The sequence below is a fragment of the Isoptericola sp. NPDC019571 genome (assembly GCF_044389385.1).
Taxonomy (GTDB): Bacteria; Actinomycetota; Actinomycetes; order Actinomycetales; family Cellulomonadaceae; genus Isoptericola; species Isoptericola nanjingensis.
The window spans coordinates 187,204-207,574 of sequence record NZ_JBIRXZ010000007.1; the positions used below are offsets into that span (position 1 = coordinate 187,204).

General features: G+C 72.8%; 15 protein-coding genes and 1 tRNA gene. 9 read left to right on the forward strand and 7 right to left on the reverse strand.

What is annotated here, in order from left to right:
- Positions 1–53 precede the first annotated feature (53 nt).
- The gene (gene pyk / locus ACH443_RS14150; RefSeq protein ID WP_429763383.1) at positions 54–1,478 is read left to right on the forward strand and encodes a pyruvate kinase; all 1,425 of its coding nucleotides are present in this window, start codon (positions 54–56) and stop codon (positions 1,476–1,478) included.
- Between the two features lie 111 nt (positions 1,479–1,589).
- Here the strand turns inward: pyk and ACH443_RS14155 are convergent, their stop codons facing one another.
- The 3 genes from ACH443_RS14155 to ACH443_RS14165 all read right to left on the reverse strand — a co-directional run bounded on the left by ACH443_RS14155 (position 1,590) and on the right by ACH443_RS14165 (position 5,082).
- Positions 1,590–3,335 carry a serine hydrolase gene (locus ACH443_RS14155; protein WP_430590668.1) on the reverse strand — a complete coding sequence of 582 codons (1,746 nt, stop codon included), beginning with the start codon at positions 3,333–3,335 and terminating at the stop codon, positions 1,590–1,592.
- Positions 3,332–4,708, reverse strand: a complete 1,377-nt coding sequence (locus tag ACH443_RS14160) for an exo-beta-N-acetylmuramidase NamZ domain-containing protein (RefSeq protein WP_430590669.1) — start codon at positions 4,706–4,708, stop codon at positions 3,332–3,334. The genes ACH443_RS14155 and ACH443_RS14160 overlap by 4 nt, the downstream gene beginning before the upstream one ends.
- A gap of 300 nt (positions 4,709–5,008) precedes the next feature.
- Positions 5,009–5,082, reverse strand: a tRNA-Leu gene (locus tag ACH443_RS14165).
- A gap of 185 nt (positions 5,083–5,267) precedes the next feature.
- Between ACH443_RS14165 and ACH443_RS14170 the strand changes: the two genes are divergently transcribed.
- Positions 5,268–5,894 carry an ANTAR domain-containing response regulator gene (locus ACH443_RS14170; RefSeq protein WP_430590698.1) on the forward strand — a complete coding sequence of 209 codons (627 nt, stop codon included), beginning with the start codon at positions 5,268–5,270 and terminating at the stop codon, positions 5,892–5,894.
- Between the two features lie 225 nt (positions 5,895–6,119).
- Positions 6,120–6,887 carry an N-acetyltransferase family protein gene (locus tag ACH443_RS14175; RefSeq protein WP_429763385.1) on the forward strand — a complete coding sequence of 256 codons (768 nt, stop codon included), beginning with the start codon at positions 6,120–6,122 and terminating at the stop codon, positions 6,885–6,887.
- Positions 6,888–6,930: 43 nt separating this feature from the next.
- Here ACH443_RS14175 and ACH443_RS14180 read toward each other — a convergent pair whose 3' ends face one another.
- Entirely contained in the window at positions 6,931–7,365 is a 435-nt protein-coding gene (locus ACH443_RS14180) for a hotdog fold thioesterase (RefSeq protein ID WP_429763386.1), read from the reverse strand.
- Here ACH443_RS14180 and polA point away from each other — a divergent pair.
- Positions 7,364–10,105 carry a DNA polymerase I gene (gene polA, locus ACH443_RS14185; protein WP_429763387.1) on the forward strand — a complete coding sequence of 914 codons (2,742 nt, stop codon included), beginning with the start codon at positions 7,364–7,366 and terminating at the stop codon, positions 10,103–10,105. The two genes, ACH443_RS14180 and polA, sit on opposite strands and share 2 nt — an antisense overlap.
- Before the next feature lie 96 nt (positions 10,106–10,201).
- On the opposite strand, the gene ACH443_RS14190 is transcribed toward polA, so the two are convergent.
- Positions 10,202–11,023, reverse strand: coding sequence for a class I SAM-dependent methyltransferase (locus ACH443_RS14190; RefSeq protein ID WP_429763388.1), 822 nt, complete (start codon positions 11,021–11,023; stop codon positions 10,202–10,204).
- Between the two features lie 194 nt (positions 11,024–11,217).
- Between ACH443_RS14190 and rpsA the strand changes: the two genes are divergently transcribed.
- Positions 11,218–12,699: a 30S ribosomal protein S1 gene (gene rpsA, locus ACH443_RS14195; protein ID WP_429763389.1), complete on the forward strand. Its 1,482-nt coding sequence runs from the start codon at positions 11,218–11,220 to the stop codon at positions 12,697–12,699.
- A 104-nt stretch (positions 12,700–12,803) separates the two neighbouring features.
- Here the strand turns inward: rpsA and ACH443_RS14200 are convergent, their stop codons facing one another.
- On the reverse strand, positions 12,804–14,687 hold the full coding sequence (locus ACH443_RS14200) for an ABC transporter ATP-binding protein (protein WP_430590670.1): 1,884 nt from the start codon (positions 14,685–14,687) through the stop codon (positions 12,804–12,806).
- Between the two features lie 83 nt (positions 14,688–14,770).
- Between ACH443_RS14200 and coaE the strand changes: the two genes are divergently transcribed.
- The 4 genes from coaE (at position 14,771) to ACH443_RS14220 (ending at position 19,950) form a co-directional block, all read left to right on the forward strand.
- Entirely contained in the window at positions 14,771–15,403 is a 633-nt protein-coding gene (gene coaE / locus ACH443_RS14205) for a dephospho-CoA kinase (protein WP_430590671.1), read from the forward strand.
- 78 nt (positions 15,404–15,481) lie between these two features.
- On the forward strand, positions 15,482–17,596 hold the full coding sequence (gene uvrB / locus ACH443_RS14210) for an excinuclease ABC subunit UvrB (RefSeq protein ID WP_430590672.1): 2,115 nt from the start codon (positions 15,482–15,484) through the stop codon (positions 17,594–17,596).
- 216 nt (positions 17,597–17,812) lie between these two features.
- Positions 17,813–18,832 carry a TerC family protein gene (locus ACH443_RS14215; RefSeq protein ID WP_429763393.1) on the forward strand — a complete coding sequence of 340 codons (1,020 nt, stop codon included), beginning with the start codon at positions 17,813–17,815 and terminating at the stop codon, positions 18,830–18,832.
- Entirely contained in the window at positions 18,829–19,950 is a 1,122-nt protein-coding gene (locus ACH443_RS14220; protein ID WP_429763394.1) for a TerC family protein, read from the forward strand. The genes ACH443_RS14215 and ACH443_RS14220 overlap by 4 nt, the downstream gene beginning before the upstream one ends.
- A 58-nt stretch (positions 19,951–20,008) precedes the next feature.
- Here ACH443_RS14220 and ACH443_RS14225 read toward each other — a convergent pair whose 3' ends face one another.
- Entirely contained in the window at positions 20,009–20,305 is a 297-nt protein-coding gene (locus ACH443_RS14225) for a YciI family protein (RefSeq protein WP_429763395.1), read from the reverse strand.
- Between the last annotated feature and the right edge of the window lie 66 nt (positions 20,306–20,371).

The window sequence follows — 20,371 nt, forward strand, 5'->3', positions numbered from 1 at the left end:
CCCGGGCCCCGCCCCGGCTCGCGCCGGGGCGGATCGACGACGAGGCTGGAGACATGCGCAGAGCGAAGATCGTGTGCACCATCGGACCCGCGACGGCGTCCCCGACCAAGCTCCGTGAGCTGGTCGACGCGGGCATGGACGTGGCCCGGATCAACCGGAGCCACGGAGAGCAGGCGGAGCACGAGGCCGTCTACCACGGTGTCCGAGAGGCGGCGAAGGAGTCCGGCCGCAACGTCGCAGTCCTCGTCGACCTCCAGGGCCCGAAGATCCGGCTCGGCCGGTTCGCGGGCGACCAGAAGCACTACCTCAACGAGGGTGACACGTTCACCATCACCACCGAGGACGTGGAGGGCACCAAGGAGCTCGTCTCGACGACCCACAAGGGTCTGGCGGGCGACGCCCGCGTCGGCGACCCGCTCCTCATCGACGACGGCAAGGTGCGCGTGCGCGTCACCGCCGTCGAGGGCCCGCGCGTCGTCACGACCGTCGAGGTCGCCGGCCCGGTCTCGAACAACAAGGGCATCAACCTCCCCGGCGTCGCGGTCTCTGTGCCGGCGCTGTCGGAGAAGGACACCGACGACCTGCGCTGGGCGCTGCGCATGGGCGCGGACATCATCGCGCTGTCGTTCGTGCGGTCCGCCAAGGACTACGACGACGTCGCGGCGATCATGGCCGAGGAGGGCCGCACGGTCCCCGTCGTCGCCAAGATCGAGAAGCCGCAGGCGGTGGAGAACCTGGAGGAGGTCGTCGCGGCCTTCGACGGCTTCATGGTGGCGCGCGGCGACCTCGCCGTGGAGATGCCGCTGGAGCAGGTCCCGCTGGTGCAGAAGCGCATCGTCGAGCTGGCCCGCCGCAACGCGAAGCCCGTCATCGTCGCCACGCAGGTGCTGGAGTCGATGACCACCAGCCCGACGCCGACGCGCGCCGAGGCCTCCGACTGCGCCAACGCGGTGCTCGACGGCGCCGACGCGGTCATGCTCTCGGGCGAGACCAGCGTGGGCGACTACCCGATCATCACGGTCCAGACGATGGCCCGGATCATCGAGGCGACCGAGGAGATGGGTCGCGAGCGCATCGCCCCCCTGGGCTCCTCGCCGCACACCCGCGGCGGCGTCATCACCCGTGCGGCCGCCGAGATCGGCGAGACGCTCGGCGTGAAGTACCTCGTGACGTTCACGCAGTCGGGCGACTCGGCCAAGCGCATGTCGCGCCTGCGCTCGGGCATCCCGCTGCTGGCCTTCACGCCGGAGGAGAGCGTGCGCAACGTCCTCGCGCTCACCTGGGGCACCACCACCTACCAGGTGCCGAAGGTCGACAGCGTCGACGCCATGGTCGGCCAGGTGGACTCCACGCTCCGCGCCAACGGGCTCGCCGAGCCCGGCGACCGCGTCGTGATCGTCTCCGGCGCCCCGGTGGGCGTGCCCGGCACGACGAACTCGATCCTCGTGCACCAGGTCGGCAGCCACTCCGACGTCTGATCGCACCTGCGCGAGGCGGCTCCGCCTCGCGCCGGCACGCCGGGGGCGTGCGGCAGGCCGAGCCTGCCGCACGCCCCCGGCGTCGTCGTACCCGGCGTTCCCGGGCGGGACCTAGCGGCTCACGAGGCGCCAGCCGTCGGCTCGGAACGCCTCGGGCGTCGCCTCCCCGTCCAGCAGGAGGGAGCCGGGGGCGCGGGCGACGACGTCGTCGACCAGGACGCCGCGGCCGAGGTACAGCGGGTCGGTGACGACGCGCCAGCGCAGCTCCAGGTCGCCCGGTGGCAGCTGTGCCCGGGCCTGTGCCCAGCGCCGCGTGCCCGAGCCCGACGCCGTGCCGTCGGGATGCTCGGCCGGGCCGCGGTCCCGCACGGTGAACGGCAGCGGCGCCCAGGTCGTCCCGCCGTCGGCGGAGGTCTCCAGGTGCAGCAGGTCGGTCTCCTCCGTGTCGAGGTAGAGGTCGAACGCCAGGCGGCCCCCGCTCGCGGGCACGTCGAGCGAGGTGGTGAGCGTCGACGTCGTGGCGTTCTCGTCGCCCGAGAACCAGGCGTCCGTGCCGCGCCGGGGCTCGATCCCCTGGGCGTGGGCCAGACCGCTCGCCCACTCCCGCCGCGCGGGGTTGATGCTGCCCGAGTCGCGCGACGGGTGCACGCGGTTGGTCAGCAGGATCGCGAACGAGTGCGTGTCGAAGTCGATGACGATCGACGTGCCCGTGTACCCGGTGTGCCCGGCCGTGCGCGGCCCCGACATGGCGTCCATGTACCACCGCTGGTCGAGCTCGAAGCCGAGCCCGTGGGCGTCCCCGGGGAAGGCGCCGTTGAGGTCGGTGACCATGAGCCGCACCGACGCGGGGGACAGGATGCGGGCCGTGCCGTACCGGCCGCCGTTGAGCAGGGCCTGGGACAGGATCGCCAGGTCGCCGGCCGTCGAGAACACACCGGCGTGCCCGGCGACCCCGCCCAGGGACCAGGCGTTCTCGTCGTGCACCTCGCCCCGGACGACGCCGCGCGGTGGGCTGGCCTGGTACTCCGTCGCCGCCGTACGTTCCACGGCGGTCGGGTTGTACCCGGTGTCCGTCATCCCGAGCGGGCCGGTGATCCGGTCGGCCACGACCTGGTCGAGCGGCGCGCCCCGGAGGCGCTCGACGAGCACGCCGAGGCTGATGAGGTTGAGGTCGCTGTACAGGTAGCGCGTCCCCGGCGGCGCGTCGAGGGGCTGCGCCATCACCGCGGCGATCCGGGACTCCGGGTCGGGGTAGGCGCTCCACAGCGGCAGCCACGACACGAGGCCCGAGGTGTGGGTGAGCAGCTGTCGCACGGTCACCTCCCCCTTGCCGCCGGCGGCGAACTCGGGGACGTAGGTGGCGAGCGGCTCGTCGAGCGCGACGCGGCCCTCCTGGACCAGCTGGACGACCGCGATCGAGGTGAACAGCTTCGACACCGAGGCGAGGTCGACGATGGTGTCCTCACGCATCGGCACGCGCTCGTCGGCGGGCAGGGCGACGCCCTCGTCGCCGTAGGCGACGGCCCAGCCGCTGGCGTCGGTGCGCACGACCTTCCCCTGGTACCCCATGAGGCCGACGGCCCCCGGGTAGAGCGGGTAGGCCGCCGAGCCCACCGGCACCTCGTGCGCGCGGACCTGCGCGACGGCCTCCTCGATCGGCGCCGGGTCGAGCCCGACGTCCGCCGGGTCGGCCGCGGCGAGCGTGGTCGACGGCGGCATGAAGCCCACCGCGGGCCCGCGCTGGTCGGCGGCCGCCGAGGTGGCGTGGACGAGCGGGACCGCGACCAGGCCGGCCGCGAGCACGGCCGCCGTCGCCACGCGGCCCTGGCGCGGCCCGCGCCGCAGGGCGGCGCTCACGCCCGCGGCCCGCGGTAGATCAGGTACTGCTGACGACGCCTGTCGAAGTCCGCCAGCTCGTCGTGCCAGGCGCCGACGACGTCGTCGGTGGTGGCCCCGGCGTCGATCTGCTGCCGCAGGCGCGGCGAGCCGGTGAGCTTGTCGATCCAGAAGGGCCGCTCGGGGTCCCACGCGTCCTCGCGCCAGGCGAACTCGGGGTAGAGGGACGCCGCCGCCACGAGCATCGCGACCCCGGTGCGCACCGGGTCGAACCGGGCCGGGTCGTCGACGGTGACCTGGACGCCTCCGCACACGGTGCCGGCGTGCTTGCTGAAGGTCGGGTTGAAGTAGGCCTCCCGGAACAGGACGCCCGGCAGGCCGGCGTCCGTGAGGGCCGCCGCCCAGCGGTGGTCGACGTACGGCGCGCCGATCAGTTCGAAGGGGCGGGTGGTGCCGCGCCCCTCGGACAGGTTCGTGCCCTCGAACATGCAGGTCCCGGGGTAGGCGAGGGCCGTGTCGGGGGTCGGCATGTTCGGGCTGGGCATGACGAAGTCGAGCCCGGTGCCCGCGAAGGTCACGTCGCGCCGCCAGCCGGCGACCTCGACGACGTCGAGCCGGTCCAGGCGCGCGCCGGCGACGTCGGGCAGGAACTCGCCGTCGAAGAACCGGGCGAGCTCCCCGACGGTCATGCCGTGGGCCTGCACGATCTCCTTGGCCCCGACGCCCGACGTGAACCCGGCGGTCATCATCGGGCCGCGTGCCGTGCCACCCACCGGGTTGGGCCGGTCGAGCACGACGAAGCGGGAGCCCGTCGCGACGGCGGCCTGCATCGCCGTCCACATCGTCCAGATGTACGTGTAGAAGCGGGCGCCGACGTCCTGGATGTCGAAGACGACGGTCTCCACCTCCGCGGCCCGGAACATCTCGGTCATCGTCGTGACGCCGGCCCCGTAGGCGTCGTAGACGGTCAGTCCGGTGCGCTCGTCGACGAAGGTGCCCTCCGAGCCGCCGGCCTGGGCCGTCCCGCGGAAGCCGTGCTCGGGCCCGAAGACTCCGACGAGGTCGACGGCGCCGGACTCGTGCATCTCGTCGACGACGTTGCGCAGGCTGCGCAGCACGCCGGTGGGGTTGGTGATCACGCCGACCCGGTCGCCCCTGAGGGCCGACCAGCCGTCGGCGTGCGCGCGGTCGGCGCCGGGGACGACGGGGCGGGCGGGGCGCCCGGCGGACGCCGGGGCCGCGGCGCGGCGGGGTGCCGCCTGCGCGGCGGCCGCCGCGAACGGGACGCTCGCCGCGCCCAGGAGCGTGCCGGTGAGGAGGTGGCGCCGGTCGAACCGTGGTCCCCGCGATTCCCGTGGGGCGGTGGGTCCGACGGCGGTGTGGTCGTCGCGCATCGTCAGGTGGTCCTTCCTGCCTCGTGCTGCTGCAGGGCGACTCGCGGACCGCCTCGTCGCGGTCGGTGGCCGTGGCCGGTCGTCCTGCCAGGTGGCGCCGGCGTCGTCGCCGTCGCGATGGGGTCGCCGGGCCCTCGCCTCGTTGCGGGGGAGCGGCGACGCCGGACACGTGCGGAGCGGTCAAGGGTTGCCCCGAAAGGGCTTGATCCTGAAAGTTACCGACACGGCGGGACGGCGGCAAGGGCTCGCGCCGGGTCCGGGTCGAGGGGGTGTCGTGGGGGCGTCGTGCGGACGCGGAGGTGCCCCGGGTGGGATTCGAACCCACACTGGATCGGGTTTGAGCCGATTGCCTCTGCCGGTTGGGCTACCGGGGCGCGCGGCCCATCCAACCACGCGCGCGGGGCGGCGACCGAACCGTCCGACGGCCGGTCGGCGGGCCGAGCCGTCGCACTCGTCACACCCGGCACGGGACGCGGCGCCCCCGCGCGACCACTAGGATGGACGGGTGACCGACGAGAAGCCCCACGACGCGAAGCCCGAGGCGACGGTGCCGCTCGACCTGCCGCCCCTGATCGACCAGGAGCCCGAGGCCCCGAGGACGCCGGAGCGACCCGCGCGTCGCGCGGTCGTCGTCGAGGACGAGGCGCTCATCCGGATGGACGTCGTCGAGACGCTCCGCGAGGCGGGCTTCGACGTCGTCGGCGAGGCGGGCGACGGCGAGACCGCGGTGCGGCTCGCCACCGAGCTCAAGCCCGACGTCGTCGTGATGGACGTCAAGATGCCCGAGCTGGACGGCATCTCGGCGGCCGAGCGGATCGGCAAGGCGCACGCCGCCCCGGTCGTCCTGCTCACCGCGTTCTCCCAGACCGAGCTCGTCGAGCGGGCGCGCGACGCCGGCGCGATGGCCTACGTCGTCAAGCCCTTCACGCCGGCGGACCTGCTCCCGGCGGTGGAGATCGCGATCTCCCGCTACCAGCAGATCGGGGCGCTCGAGGCGGAGGTCGCCGACCTCACCGAGCGGTTCGAGACCCGCAAGCGCGTGGACCGCGCGAAGGGCCTCCTCATGACCAAGATGGGTCTGAGCGAGCCGGAGTCCTTCCGCTGGATCCAGAAGACGTCGATGGACCGCCGCCTCACGATGCGCGAGGTCGCGGACGCCGTCATCGAGCAGGTCGGCGGAGCCTGATCCGCACCACGGTGGCCCGGTCGCAGGAGGAGTCCTGGGACCGGGCCACTGCCCATTGTGCGAGGGCGACGGGGTCGCTATCGTCGCCTGGGTGTCGTGACCAATCTGTGATATTCATGCTTCAACGACCGTGACCCCGGGGCTGCCGGGGTGGCCATCGGAGTCGGGGTGGGAAGGCTCCCACCGCGCCCCGGGACGGGACGGTCATTCGTCGAGGAGGTGCCGATGCGTGCAGCGGTCGAGGTCCGGCCGGTCGAGCAGGACGACATGGTCGACGTCGCGCGCCTTGCGGAGCGCGCCGTCGAGGAGTCGCCGTCGGCCGCGCAGGGGACCCCCTCGGACGCCTCTCGCCTCCTGGAGCACCTGAGCGTGCTGCTGGGTGCGGGCGGGCAGGTGCTCGTCGCGAGCCACGAGGGCGAGATCTGCGGGTTCGCCGTGCTGCGCGTCATCGACCCGCTGCTGTTCGCGACGACCACGAGCCTGTACGTCGACGCCGTCTTCGTCAGCCCGTCCGCCCGCCGCCGCGGCGTCGGGCACGCGCTCCTCGCGGCCGCGGCCGCCGTGGCGGGGGAGCGGGGCGCCGAGAACGTCTACTGCGCGCCCGCCCCGGGCGCCCGCGGCATGCACCGCTTCCTCGCCCGGCTGGGCTTCGCCCCCACGTCGGGGCACCGCGTGGTCGCCACGGCGACGCTGCAGCGCCGGCTGGTCCAGGAGAACCCCCGCGGGACGCGGACGGCGGCCCGGGCGGGGCGCCGCGACGCGACCCGCGCGGCGATCGAGGATCTCGTCGCCCGCCGTCGCCGGGCGCGGGCCGCGGGGCTGCCCACCGGCCCGGTCGACCTGCGCGCCTTCCAGGCCGAGCGGGACGCCGCGCTGCGCGCGGCCGCCGAGCGTGCCGCCGACCGCGGCGAGGGCGTGGAGGGCCCGGACGGCGTGACCTCCCTGGGTGTCGCGACGCGGCACGACCCGGCGAGCGAGTCCGTCCCCTCCTGACCGGTCCGTCGGGCTCCGCGGCCCGCGCGGTGCCCGCCCGCTCTCAGCGGGCGTCGAGGATCATGCAGGTGAGCCGCGCGGTGCAGACGCGCCGGCCGTCGTCGTCGGTGACGACGATCTCGTAGGCGGCGGTCGACCGCCCCAGGTGCAGGGCCGTGGCCACCCCGTGCACGCTCCCGGACCGCGTACCGCGGTGGTGGGTCGCGTTGAGCTCCAGGCCGACCGCGGCGCGTGCCGGTCCCGCGTGCTGCTGCGCGGCGACGGAGGCGAGCGTCTCCGCGAGCGACGCCGTCGCGCCGCCGTGCAGCAACCCTGCCGGCTGGGTGTTCCCGGCCACCGGCATGGTGCCGGCGGTGCGCTCGGCGGCCACCTCCGTGAGCCGGATCCCGAGGCGTTCGATGAGCGTGCCCCGCGCGGCGGCGCTCCACTCCTCGAGGGTGCGAGGGAAGCGGGGCGCGTCGGCGGTGGTGTCAGACATGGGCGATAGGTTGGCACCCGTGACGACCTCCGCGCGAACCGGGACCCGCCCACGCCTCCTGCTGATCGACGGCCACTCCATGGCGTACCGAGCGTTCTTCGCGCTGCCGGACACGCTGGTGACGTCCAGCGGCCAGGTGACGAACGCCGTCTACGGCTTCACCTCGATGCTGACGAACCTGCTGCGCGACGAGCAGCCGACGCACGCCGCCGTCGCGTTCGACGCCGGTCGCGTGACGTTCCGCACCGAGCGGTTCCCCGAGTACAAGGGCAACCGTGACGCGACCCCCGAGGTCTTCCGCGGGCAGGTGCCGCTCATCAAGGAGGTCCTCGAGGCGCTGCGCGTCCCCGCGCTGCAGCGGGAGGGCATCGAGGCCGACGACATCCTCGCCACGCTCGCCCGCGAGGGCCGCGAGGCGGGCTTCGACGTCCTCGTCTGCTCCGGCGACCGGGACTCGTTGCAGCTCGTCACCGAGGACGTCACCGTGCTGTACCCGAAGCGCGGCGTGTCCGACCTGGCGCGCATGACCCCGGAGGCTGTCGCCGAGAAGTACGGCGTGCCCCCGCAGCAGTACCCCGACCTCGCGGCCCTCGTGGGGGAGTCCAGCGACAACCTGCCCGGGGTGCCCGGCGTCGGCCCCAAGACCGCGGCCAAGTGGGTCACGACCTACGGCGGCCTCGAGCCGCTGCTCGAGCACGTCGACGAGCTGAAGGGCAAGGCCGCGGGCAACCTGCGGGAGGCGGTCGAGCAGGTACGCCTGAACCGTGAGCTGAACCGGCTGCTGGACGACGTCGAGCTCCCCCTGTCGGTGGACCAGCTGGGGCTCGCCGGTTTCGACCGGGAGGCCGTGCACCGGGTGTCCGACACCCTGCAGTTCGGCGCGCTGCGCGACCGCCTGCTCGCGGCGGACCCGTCCGCGGAGCCGGCCGAGGCGGTCGAGGCGGAGGGCGTGCAGGTCGCGCTCGCTGCGCTCGAGCCCGGCGGGCTGGGCGGCTGGCTGGCCGCGCGCTCCGGCCGCCCCCTCGGGCTCGAGGTCACGGGGACGCCGACGCCGGGGGCCGGGGACGCGTGGGACGTCGCGCTCGCCGACGACCACGACGGGGAGACCACCGCGACGGTCGTCGAGCTGGCCGACGTGACGCCCGAGGACGAGCGCGCGCTCGCGACGTGGCTCGCCGACCCGGCGGCGCCGAAGGTCGTGCACGGCGCCAAGACCGCCGGGCACGAGCTGGCCGGGCGCGGTCTCGACCTGCGGGGCGTCTCGTTCGACACCGAGCTCGCGGCCTACCTCTGCTACCCCGACCAGCGCGGCTACGACCTCGCCGACCTCACGGTGCGCCTGCTCGGGCGGGAGCTGTCCGCGGGGGAGGCGCCCGACGCAGCCGGGCAGGGCGCCCTCGACCTCGCGCTCGACGGCGGCGACGAGGACCCGCGGGCGCGGCAGGCGGCCGTGCGGGCGGCGGCGGTGGTCGACCTGGCGCAGGCGCTGTCCGGGCAGCTCGGGGACCGCGGCGCCGCGGGGCTGCTCACGGACCTGGAGCTGCCGCTCACGGCCGTGCTGGGACGGATGGAGGCCACGGGCATAGCGGCGGACGTCGAGTACCTCACGGAGCTCGAGAAGCAGTTCGCGTCGATGGTGGCGGACGCCGCGGCCGACGCGTACGACGTGATCGGCCGGCAGGTGAACCTCGGCAGCCCGAAGCAGCTGCAGGAGGTGCTGTTCGACCAGCTCGGCATGCCCAAGACCAAGAAGATCAAGACGGGCTACACCACCGACGCCGCGTCCCTGCAGGACCTGTACGTCAAGACGGAGCACCCGTTCCTGGAGCACCTGCTGGCGCACCGTGACGCGACCCGGCTGCGCTCCACGGTCGAGGGCCTGCTCAAGTCGGTGGCGCCCGACGGGCGGATCCATACGACGTTCCAGCAGACGATCGCGGCCACGGGCCGGCTGAGCTCCACGGACCCGAACTTGCAGAACATCCCGATCCGCACCGAGGAAGGCCGCCGCATCCGCCGCGCGTTCCGGGTCGGCGAGGGCTACGAGACGCTGCTCACCGCGGACTACAGCCAGATCGAGATGCGGATCATGGCGCACCTGTCCGGCGACGAGGGGCTGATCGAGGCCTTCCGGTCCGGCGAGGACCTGCACCGGTACGTGGGGTCCCGGGTGTTCGAGGTGGCGCCCGAGGACGTCACGGCCGAGATGCGCTCGAAGATCAAGGCGATGAGCTACGGGCTCGCGTACGGGCTGAGCGCCTTCGGGCTGTCGCAGCAGCTCACGATCCCGACCGGCGAGGCGCAGTCGCTGATGGACGACTACTTCACCCGCTTCGGCGGGGTGCGCGACTACCTCACGGGGGTGGTCGAGGAGGCCCGCGCCACGGGGTACACCGCGACGATCCTGGGGCGCCGGCGCTACCTGCCCGACCTCACGAGTGACAACCGGCAGCGGCGGCAGATGGCCGAGCGCATGGCGCTCAACGCCCCGATCCAGGGCAGCGCCGCCGACATCATCAAGGTCGCGATGCTCGGCGTGCAGCGCGAGCTGGACGAGCGGGGCCTCGCGTCGCGGCTGCTGCTCCAGGTGCACGACGAGCTGGTGGTCGAGGTGGCGCCGGGGGAGCGCGAGGCGGCGGAGGACGTGCTGCGCTCGCAGATGGGTTCCGCGGTGGAGCTGGACGTGCCGCTGGACGTCTCCGTCGGCGCGGGGGCGACCTGGCACGACGCCGGGCACTGACGGGGAGGACGGCGATGGATCTCGGTCCCGCGACCATGACGGCACCTGGGCCGCGTCCGTCTTCGTCACCGCCGACGACCGGTCGGGCCCCTCGGGTCAGTCCTTGGTCGTGACGAAGACCGCGGTGCCGGGCAGCACGGCGCCGCGCTCGGGGCTCCACCCGCCCCAGGTGGCGGTGTTCCACTCCGGCCACTCGGGCTCGACCACGTCGCGCAGGCGGAGGCCGGCGGCGGCGACGTCGCGCACGTGGTCGCCGACCGTGCGGTGGTACTCGGCGTAGCGCACGTCGCCCAGGTCGTCGGTCTCGACGTACGGACGGCGGTCGAAGTAGGAGCGGTGCACGGTGAGGCCCCGGGTGGTGGGGTCGTCGGGGAACGCCCAGCGCACGGGGTGCGTCACGGAGAACACCCACCGGCCGCCCGGCCGCAGCACGCGGGCCGCCTCGGCGTGCACGCGCTCCGCGTCCGCGACGAACGGGATGGCTCCGTACGAGGTGAACACGACGTCCACGGACCCGGAGGCGAAGGGGAGGGACCGGGCGTCGGCCTGCACCAGCGGCACCGGCGTGGCCGTGGCGTCGTTGAGCCGTGCCGCGCCGGCCAGCATCCGCGCCGAGACGTCGGTGGCCACGACCCGGGCCCCGCGGCCGACCAGCCAGCGCGAGCAGTGCGCCGCCCCGGCGCCGATCTCGACGACCCGCGCGCCGTCGACGTCGCCGAGCAGGCCGGCCTCCGCCTCGGTGAGCCCCTCCGGGCCCCAGCGGAAGCCCGCGTCGCCGAGGAACGGGCCGTGCTCGGCGAGGTACTCGTCGGCGTTCTCGTCCCACCACCCCCGCGCGGCCGCGTTCCCCGCCTCGTCGGGGACGTCGTCGTACCCCGCGTGCGTGACGGGACGGGGCGCGGGAGGATGGTGGCTCACCCGGCCATCGTGGCACGGGGGCCGCGTTGACCCCTCGCCGCACGATCGATAAGATTGTCGGCGGTGCAGTGCGCCTGAGGACGTCTCGGGGTTCGGACCGCCGTCGTGCGGACCGGTCCCCGCGTCGATGCCCGGGTGCTCGCGCCACAGACCCTGTCCGCACTACGTCCTGTCCGCATCGGAGCATCTACTCAATGACCATCTCCACCACGAAGTCCGCCCCGCAGGTTGCCGTCAACGACATCGGCACCGAAGAGGACTTCCTTGCCGCCGTCGACGCCACCATCAAGTACTTCAACGATGGTGACATCGTGGAAGGCACGATCGTCAAGGTCGACCGCGACGAGGTCCTTCTTGACATCGGTTACAAGACGGAGGGCGTGATCCCGTCCCGGGAGCTCTCCATCAAGCACGACGTGGACCCGGGCGAGGTCGTCGCCGTGGGCGACGCCGTCGAGGCTCTCGTCCTCCAGAAGGAGGACAAGGAGGGTCGCCTGATCCTGTCCAAGAAGCGCGCCCAGTACGAGCGCGCCTGGGGCACGATCGAGAAGATCAAGGAGGAGGACGGCGTCGTCACCGGCACCGTCATCGAGGTCGTCAAGGGCGGCCTCATCCTCGACATCGGTCTTCGTGGCTTCCTCCCCGCCTCCCTCGTGGAGATGCGTCGCGTCCGCGACCTCGCGCCGTACGTCGGCAAGGAGATCGAGGCCAAGATCATCGAGCTCGACAAGAACCGCAACAACGTGGTCCTGTCGCGCCGTGCCTGGCTCGAGCAGACGCAGTCCGAGGTCCGCTCCACCTTCCTGCAGACGCTGCAGAAGGGCCAGGTGCGCCCCGGTGTCGTCTCCTCGATCGTCAACTTCGGTGCGTTCGTGGACCTGGGCGGCGTCGACGGCCTGGTGCACGTCTCCGAGCTGTCCTGGAAGCACATCGACCACCCGTCCGAGGTCGTCGAGGTGGGCCAGGAGGTCACCGTCGAGGTGCTCGACGTCGACCACGACCGCGAGCGCGTCTCCCTGTCGCTGAAGGCGACGCAGGAGGACCCGTGGCAGACCTTCGCCCGCACGCACGCCATCGGCCAGGTCGTGCCCGGCAAGGTCACGAAGCTCGTGCCGTTCGGTGCGTTCGTCCGCGTCGAGGACGGCATCGAGGGCCTGGTGCACATCTCCGAGCTGGCCGTCCGCCACGTCGAGCTGCCCGAGCAGGTCGTCAGCGTCGGTGCCGAGGTGTTCGTCAAGGTCATCGACATCGACCTCGAGCGTCGCCGCATCTCGCTGTCGCTCAAGCAGGCCAACGAGGGCATGGACCCGGAGTCCGAGGACTTCGACCCCGCGCTCTACGGCATGGCTGCCGAGTACGACGAGAACGGCGAGTACAAGTACCCCGAGGGCTTCGACCCGGAGACCAACGAGTGGCTCGAGGGCTTCGAGACGCAGCGCGAGGCCTGGGAGGCGGAGTACGCCAAGGCGCACGCCCGCTGGGAGTCGCACCGCGAGCAGGTCCGTGCGGCCATCGCGGCGGACGCCGACGCGGCCGTCAACGACGCTGTCCCCAGCGGCAGCTCGAGCAGCTCGTCCTCGTCCTACTCGTCGGCCCCGCCGGCGCAGGAGGCCGCGGGCACGCTCGCCTCGGACGAGGCGCTCGCCGCGCTCCGCGAGAAGCTCACGGGCAACTGATCGGCGACTGACACCGGGTCGTCCGCGACCTACCGGTAGCCCACGGCGGCCCGTCACCCCTCGGGGTGGCGGGCCGCCGTCGTGCGTGGCCGGAGGGTGCGCGCCTACTCGGCGGGCGTCGCGCCGGCGTCCGCGAACTGCGTCGCGTAGAGCTCGGCGTAGAGGCCGCCCGCGGCGAGCAGCTCGGCGTGCGTGCCGGTCTCCACCACGCGGCCCTCGGCGAGGACGACGATCCTGTCCGCCGCCCGGACGGTCGACAGCCGGTGCGCGATGACGAGGGACGTGCGGCCCGACAGCGCCTGGTCGAGCGCCGCCTGGACGGCGGCCTCGGACTCCGAGTCCAGGTGGGCGGTCGCCTCGTCGAGCACGACGACGTCGGGCGCCTTGAGCAGCAGGCGCGCGATGGCCAGCCGCTGCCGCTCCCCGCCGGAGAGGCGATAGCCGCGGTCGCCGACCACGGTGTCGACGCCCTCGGGCAGCCGGGCCACCAGGTCCCAGATGCGGGCCTGCCGCAGCGCCCGCTCGAGGTCCTCGTCGGTCGCGTCGGGCCGCGCGAAGCGGAGGTTCGCGGCCACGGTGTCGTGGAAGAGGTGCGCCTCCTGGGCGACGACGCCGACAGTGCCGCGCAGCGACGCGGCGGTGACGTCGCGGAGGTCCGCTCCGGCGATTCGGACCGTTCCGGAGGTGGGGTCGTACAGGCGCGAGACGAGCTGGGAGACGGTCGTCTTGCCGGCCCCGGAGGGCCCTACCAGTGCGACCATCGCGCCGGCGGGCACGGAGAACGACACGTCGCGCAGCGTGTCCCCGGTGGGGTCGGAGCGCAGGGTCGCGACCGACTCGAGGGACGCGAGCGAGACCTCGTCGGCCCGCGGGTACCGGAAGGTCACGCGGTCCAGCTCGACGGAGGCACCCCGGGAGGCCACCGCCGCGCGCAGGTCGGCGGCGCCGGGCTTCTCGGCGAGCGCCGGCTCGAGGTCGAGCACCTCGAGCACCCGCTCGAAGCTGACCAGGGCGGTCATCACGTCGACCTGCACGTTCGACATCGCGGTGAGCGGCCCGTAGAGGCGACCGAGGTAGGCGGTGAGCGCGACGACGGTGCCGACGGTGAGCTCGCCCGCGATCGCCTGCAGCCCGCCCAGGCCGTAGACGACGGCGATGGCCAGGGACGCGAGCGTCGTCAGGCCGACGCGGAACCACGTGCCGAGCAGCGCCGTGCGGACACCGAGGTCGCGCAGCCGGCGCACCTGGGCCGCGTACCGCGCGCTCTCCGCCTCCGGGTCGCCGAACACCTTGACCAGGTGGGCGCCGGCGACGTTGAACCGTTCGTTCATCATCTGCCCGGCGTCCGCGTTGAGGTCGTACCCGGTGCGCGCCAGCCCGGCGAGGCGGCGCCCGAACAAGCGGGCGGGCAGCACGAATGCGGGGACGAGCACCAGGGACACCAGGGTGAGCCGCCACGACATGGCGAGCATCGCGGCGAGGGTGAACGCGATCGTCAGCCCGTTGGAGACGACGGTCTGCAGCGTCGAGGTGAAGGCCTGCTGCGCGCCGAGCACGTCGCCGTTGAGCCGCTGCACGAGCGCGCCGGTGCGCGCGCGGGCGAAGAACGCGAGGGGCATCGTCTGGACGTGGTCGAAGACGGCGGACCGCAGGTCCAGGATCAGGCCCTCGCCCACGCGCGACGACAACCAGCGCTCCGCCACCGCGAGCGCGGCCGTGACGATCGCGATCGACGCCGCGGCGGCGGCCATGGCGAGCACGAGCCCGCGGTCGCCGGTCGCGATGCCGTCGTCGATGAGACGGCGGAACAGCAGCGGTGTGACGGCGCCGGCGGCCGCGCTGAGCACCAGCAGCCCGACGAACGCCGCGAGCTGCGCCCGGTACGGGCGGGCGAAGCCGAGGATGCGTCGGAGCGTCGGGCCCGCGAGCCGGCGGTGCTTCACCGTCGCGTCGTTCAGGTACGACCGCATCATGGGTCCGCCCGCCATGGCACCTCCCGGCCCGCCCCGCCCCGGCCCGGTGCCGCTGGGCGCTCATGGCGGGAAGCCTACGCCGGGGGCAGGATGGGCCCATGCTTCGCATCGGCCTCACGGGCGGCATCGCCGCAGGGAAGTCCGTCGTCACGCGCCGCCTCGCCGAGCTGGGCGCCGTCGTGATCGATCATGACGTCCTCGCCCGGGAGGTGGTGGAGCCCGGGACGGTCGGGCTCGAGGAGGTCGTCGCCGCCTTCGGCGACGGCGTCCTCGCGGCGGACGGCTCCCTCGACCGGCCCGCGCTCGGGCGGCTCGTCTTCGACGACGCGGCGGCACGGGCGCGCCTCGAGGGCATCCTGCACCCGGAGATCCGCCGTCTCGCGGCCGAGCGCGAGGCGCTCGCCGGCGCGGCGGACGACCGGGCCGTCGTGGTCCACGACATCCCCCTGCTCGTCGAGACGGGCCAGGCGGACCACTTCCACCTGCTGGTGGTCGTGCACGCCCCGGCGGACCAGCGGGTCGCGCGGCTCGTGGGCGGGCGCGGCCTCGACGACGCGGCCGCGCGGGCGCGCGTCGGCGCGCAGGCGACGGACGACGAGCGGTCCGCCGTCGCGGACGTCGTGCTGGACGGCACGGGCACGGAGGACGGGCTGCGCGCGCAGGTCGACACGCTCTGGCAGCGTCTGCGCGCGGAGGTGGACGAGGAGTCCGCCGCCGCGTCCGAGGCCTGACGCCGCGGCGGCGCGCCCTCGGCCGTCGCACCGGCGGGCTCACCGGTGGGTGTCGGAGGCGCGCCGTACGGTGGTGCCATGCGACCCGTGACCGACCTGCAGCGTGCGGTGGCCCCCTTCGAGGTGGTGTCCGACTACGAGCCCTCGGGAGACCAGCCCACCGCCATCGCAGACCTCACGTCCCGCGTGCAGGCGGGGGAGAAGGACGTCGTCCTGCTCGGCGCGACCGGCACCGGCAAGAGCGCGACGACCGCGTGGCTCATCGAGAAGCTGCAGCGGCCCACCCTCGTCATGGCACCCAACAAGACGCTCGCCGCGCAGCTGGCCACGGAGTTCCGCGAGCTGCTGCCGAACAACGCCGTCGAGTACTTCGTCTCGTACTACGACTACTACCAGCCCGAGGCGTACATCGCGCAGACGGACACCTACATCGAGAAGGACTCGTCGATCAACGACGAGGTGGAGCGGCTGCGGCACTCGGCGACGTCGTCGCTGCTGACCCGGCGCGACGTCGTGGTCGTGGCGTCGGTGTCCTGCATCTACGGCCTGGGTACCCCGCAGGAGTACGTGGACCGGATGGTGCGGCTCGACGTCGGGGACGTGGTCGACCGCGACGACATGCTCCGCCGCTTCGTGCAGATGCAGTACACGCGCAACGACATGGCGTTCACGCGCGGCACGTTCCGCGTGCGCGGCGACACGGTGGAGATCATCCCCGTGTACGAGGAGCTCGCCGTCCGCATCGAGATGTTCGGCGACGAGATCGAGTCGATCCAGACGCTGCACCCGCTCACGGGCGAGGTCCTCCGCAACGAGCAGAGCGTCTACCTCTTCCCGGCCACGCACTACGTCGCGGGCCCGGAGCGGATGGAGCGGGCGATCGGCGGCATCGAGGCCGAGCTCGCGGAACGGCTGGCGGACCTCGAGCGGCAGAACAAGCTGCTGGAGGCGCAGCGGCTGCGGATGCGCACCACGTACGACATCGAGATGATGCGCCAGATCGGCACGTGCAGCGGCATCGAGAACTACTCGCGGCACATCGACGGCCGCGAGCAGGGGTCGCCGCCGAACACCCTGCTCGACTACTTCCCCGAGGACTTCCTGCTCGTCATCGACGAGTCGCACCAGACCGTGCCCCAGATCGGCGCGATGTTCGAGGGGGACATGTCCCGCAAGCGGTCGCTCGTGGAGCACGGGTTCCGCCTGCCGAGCGCGATGGACAACCGGCCGCTGCGCTGGGAGGAGTTCGTCGAGCGGATCGGGCAGACGGTCTACCTGTCCGCGACCCCGGGCGACTACGAGCTCTCCATGTCCGACGGCGTGGTGGAGCAGGTCATCCGGCCCACCGGTCTGGTGGACCCGCAGGTGGTCGTCAAGCCGACCACCGGCCAGATCGACGACCTGCTGCACGAGATCCGCGAGCGCGTCGAGAAGGACGAGCGGGTGCTCGTGACGACCCTCACCAAGAAGATGGCCGAGGACCTCACCGACTACTTCCTCGAGAAGGACGTGCGGGTGCGATACCTGCACTCCGAGGTCGACACGCTGCGCCGCGTCGAGCTGCTGCGCGAGCTGCGGCTGGGGGAGTACGACGTGCTGGTCGGCATCAACCTCCTGCGCGAGGGCCTGGACCTGCCGGAGGTGTCCCTGGTGGCGATCCTCGACGCCGACAAGGAGGGCTTCCTGCGCTCCGAGCGGTCGCTCATCCAGACGATCGGGCGCGCGGCGCGCAACGTCACCGGCCAGGTGCACATGTACGCGGACAAGATCACGCCGGCCATGCGGTACGCCCTCGACGAGACGGACCGCCGTCGCGCGAAGCAGGTGGCGTACAACGAGGAGCACGGGATCGACCCGCAGCCGCTGCGCAAGAGGATCGCGGACGTCACCGACATGCTCGCCCGCGAGGACATCGACACGCAGGAGCTGCTGTCCGGCGGGTACCGCAAGGACCCCGCGTCCGCGCAGGGCAAGGGGCGCGCGCCCGTGCCGGGCTCGCCGAAGGAGGGCGCCACCACCGGCAACCGGCTCGCCGGGGCCGCTGCGGGCGAGCTCGCGGAGCTCATCCAGGAGCTCAGCGACCAGATGCACGCCGCCGCCGCGGAGCTGCAGTTCGAGGTCGCGGCCCGCCTCCGCGACGAGATCGGCGGGCTGAAGAAGGAGCTGCGGCAGATGCAGGCCGCGACGGCCTGAGCGGGGCGGGAGATCCCGTCGTGACATGCGCGGATGGCGGGTCCGGGGTCTCATGTAGGGTGTGCGGGTTGGAGGGGAGTACCCCGCCCACGGTGAGGTCGTCATCACGTCCGGCACGGATGCCGGACCGGCCTCGTCGGCCCGGACGCCAGGCTCGCAGCCGCTCCGGGTGGGGAAGACCTCCGGTGCTCAGTGCTACGTACCGGAGGAGTTTTCATGGATGTGCCCGTCTGGGTCTGGATCGTCACCGTCGGCGTGATCCTCGCGATGCTCGCGGTCGACTACGTCGGCCACGTGCGCACCCCGCACGCCCCCACGCTGCGCGAGTCGGCCACGTGGTCCCTGGCCTACGTCGCGGTCGCGGTCGTGTTCGGCGTGATCGTCTGGGTCGTGTGGGGCGGGACGTACGGCGGGGAGTACTTCGCCGGGTACATCACGGAGAAGTCGCTCAGCGTCGACAACCTGTTCGTCTTCGTCCTGATCATGACGAGCTTCCGGGTGCCCCGCGAGTACCAGCAGCGCGTGCTCCTCATCGGCATCACGATCGCGCTGGTGCTGCGCACGGTGTTCATCATCGCCGGCGCCGCGATCATCGCGAACTTCGCCTGGGTCTTCTACATCTTCGGCGCGTTCCTCATCTGGACCGCGATCGCCCAGGCCCGCTCGGGCACGGGGCACGACGAGGAGTGGAACGAGAACGGCGTCCTGCGGCTGACCCGCCGCCTCTTCCCGACGACGGACACGTACGTCGGCGACAAGATGACCGCGAAGATCGACGGCAAGCGGTTCATCACGCCGATGCTCATCGTCATGGTCGCGATCGGCAGCGCGGACCTGCTGTTCGCCGTCGACTCGATCCCCGCCATCTTCGGTCTCACGCAGGAGACGTACCTCGTCTTCGCGGCCAACGCGTTCTCCCTCCTCGGGCTGCGGCAGCTCTACTTCCTCGTGGACGGTCTCCTGGACCGCCTCGTCTACCTCAACTACGGCCTCGCGGCGATCCTCGGCTTCATCGGTGTCAAGCTGGTGATCCACGCCCTGCACACCAACGAGCTGCCGTTCATCAACGGCGGGAACCACGTCGAGGCGATCCCCGAGATCTCGACGACGCTGTCCCTCAGCTTCATCGTGGTGGTGCTCGCCGTCACGACGATCGCCTCCCTGGCGCGCGACCGGCGTGACCGTCGGGCCCGTGCCGTCGCCGCGCCGACACCCACCTCCGAAGGAGACGCATGATCCACGAGCTGCCGGTCTGGTTCGAGTGGGCGTCGCTCGCGGCGCTGATCCTCCTGCTCGCCGTCGACCTCGCCATCGTCGGCAGGCGCCCGCACGTGCCGAGCATGAAGGAGAGCGGCCTGTGGGTCGGCTTCTACGTGGCGCTGGCGCTGGTGTTCGGGCTGATCGTGCTGGCGGTGGGCGGCACCGCCCCCGCCGGGGAGTTCTACGCCGGGTGGCTCACGGAGTACTCCCTGAGCGTGGACAACCTGTTCGTCTTCGTCATCATCATGTCGCGGTTCGCGGTGCCGAAGCGGCACCAGCAGATGGTGCTGATGGTCGGCATCATCATCGCGCTGGTGCTGCGCGGGGCGTTCATCCTCGCGGGGGCGGCGATCCTCGAGCAGTTCGTGTGGGTGTTCTACCTCTTCGGCGCGTTCCTCATCTACACGGCGGTCAAGCTCGTGGCGGGAGGCGACGACGAGGAGGAGTTCAAGGAGAACGTGGCGATCCGCCTGCTCCGCCGCGTGCTGCCGGTGAGCCAGGAGTACGACGGCGCGAAGGTGCGCACGGTGGTCGACGGCAAGAAGCTGTTCACCCCGATGCTCGTGGTGTTCGTCGCGATCGGCTCGACGGACCTGCTGTTCGCGCTCGACTCGATCCCCGCGATCTTCGGGCTGACGAAGGATCCGTTCATCGTCTTCACCGCGAACATCTTCGCCCTCATGGGCCTGCGGCAGCTCTACTTCCTGCTCGGCGGCCTGCTCGAGCGGCTGGTGTACCTGCCGATCGCCCTGGCGGTCATCCTCGGGTTCATCGGCGTCAAGCTCATCCTCGAGGCGCTGCACACCAACACGCTCCCGTTCATCAACGGGGGCGAGCACGTCGCCTGGGCACCCGAGATCCCGATCTGGCTGTCCCTCGCCGTGATCCTCGGCTCGATCGCGATCGCGACGGTCGCGAGCCTGGCGAAGACGCGGCGGACCGCCGCGGTCGCCGCGAAGGACGCGGCGCCGGCGGGCGCGGCCGACGCCGCGGGTGCGGCGTCGTCGACGACGCCGGCACCGGAGGCGCAGGACGTGGCGTCGGAGCCCGGCACCGCTCCCGCGTCCTCCGGGCCGGAGTCCTCGGGCCGCTGACGACACGAGCGCACGGGCCCCGGACGGCACGCCGTCCGGGGCCCGCGCGCGTCCGGCGTCAGGCGGCGAAGCCGCCGATCACGGGCACGAACTCCCGCGCCGCGCGGTGCGCCACCAGACCCTCGCGCCGCATGGGGTCGGCCGCGAGCAGCTCGAGCGCGCCGGTCGCGTCGTCGGCCTCGACGACCAGGAGCGCGCCGCCGGGCTCGCCGTCCGGCGTCGCGGGCAGCGGGCCGGACACGCGCAGCGTGCCGCTCTCGTGCAGGCCGCGGAGGAACTCCCGGTGCTCCGGACGGACCTCCGCGAGGCGGTCGGGGTCGGTGACGTAGACGTACGTGACGGCGTAGACGGACATGGCCGCATCCAAGCACCCCGCGCGGTCGCGAGCCCGGGACGTCCAGGAGCGGGTCGGGAGACCGGG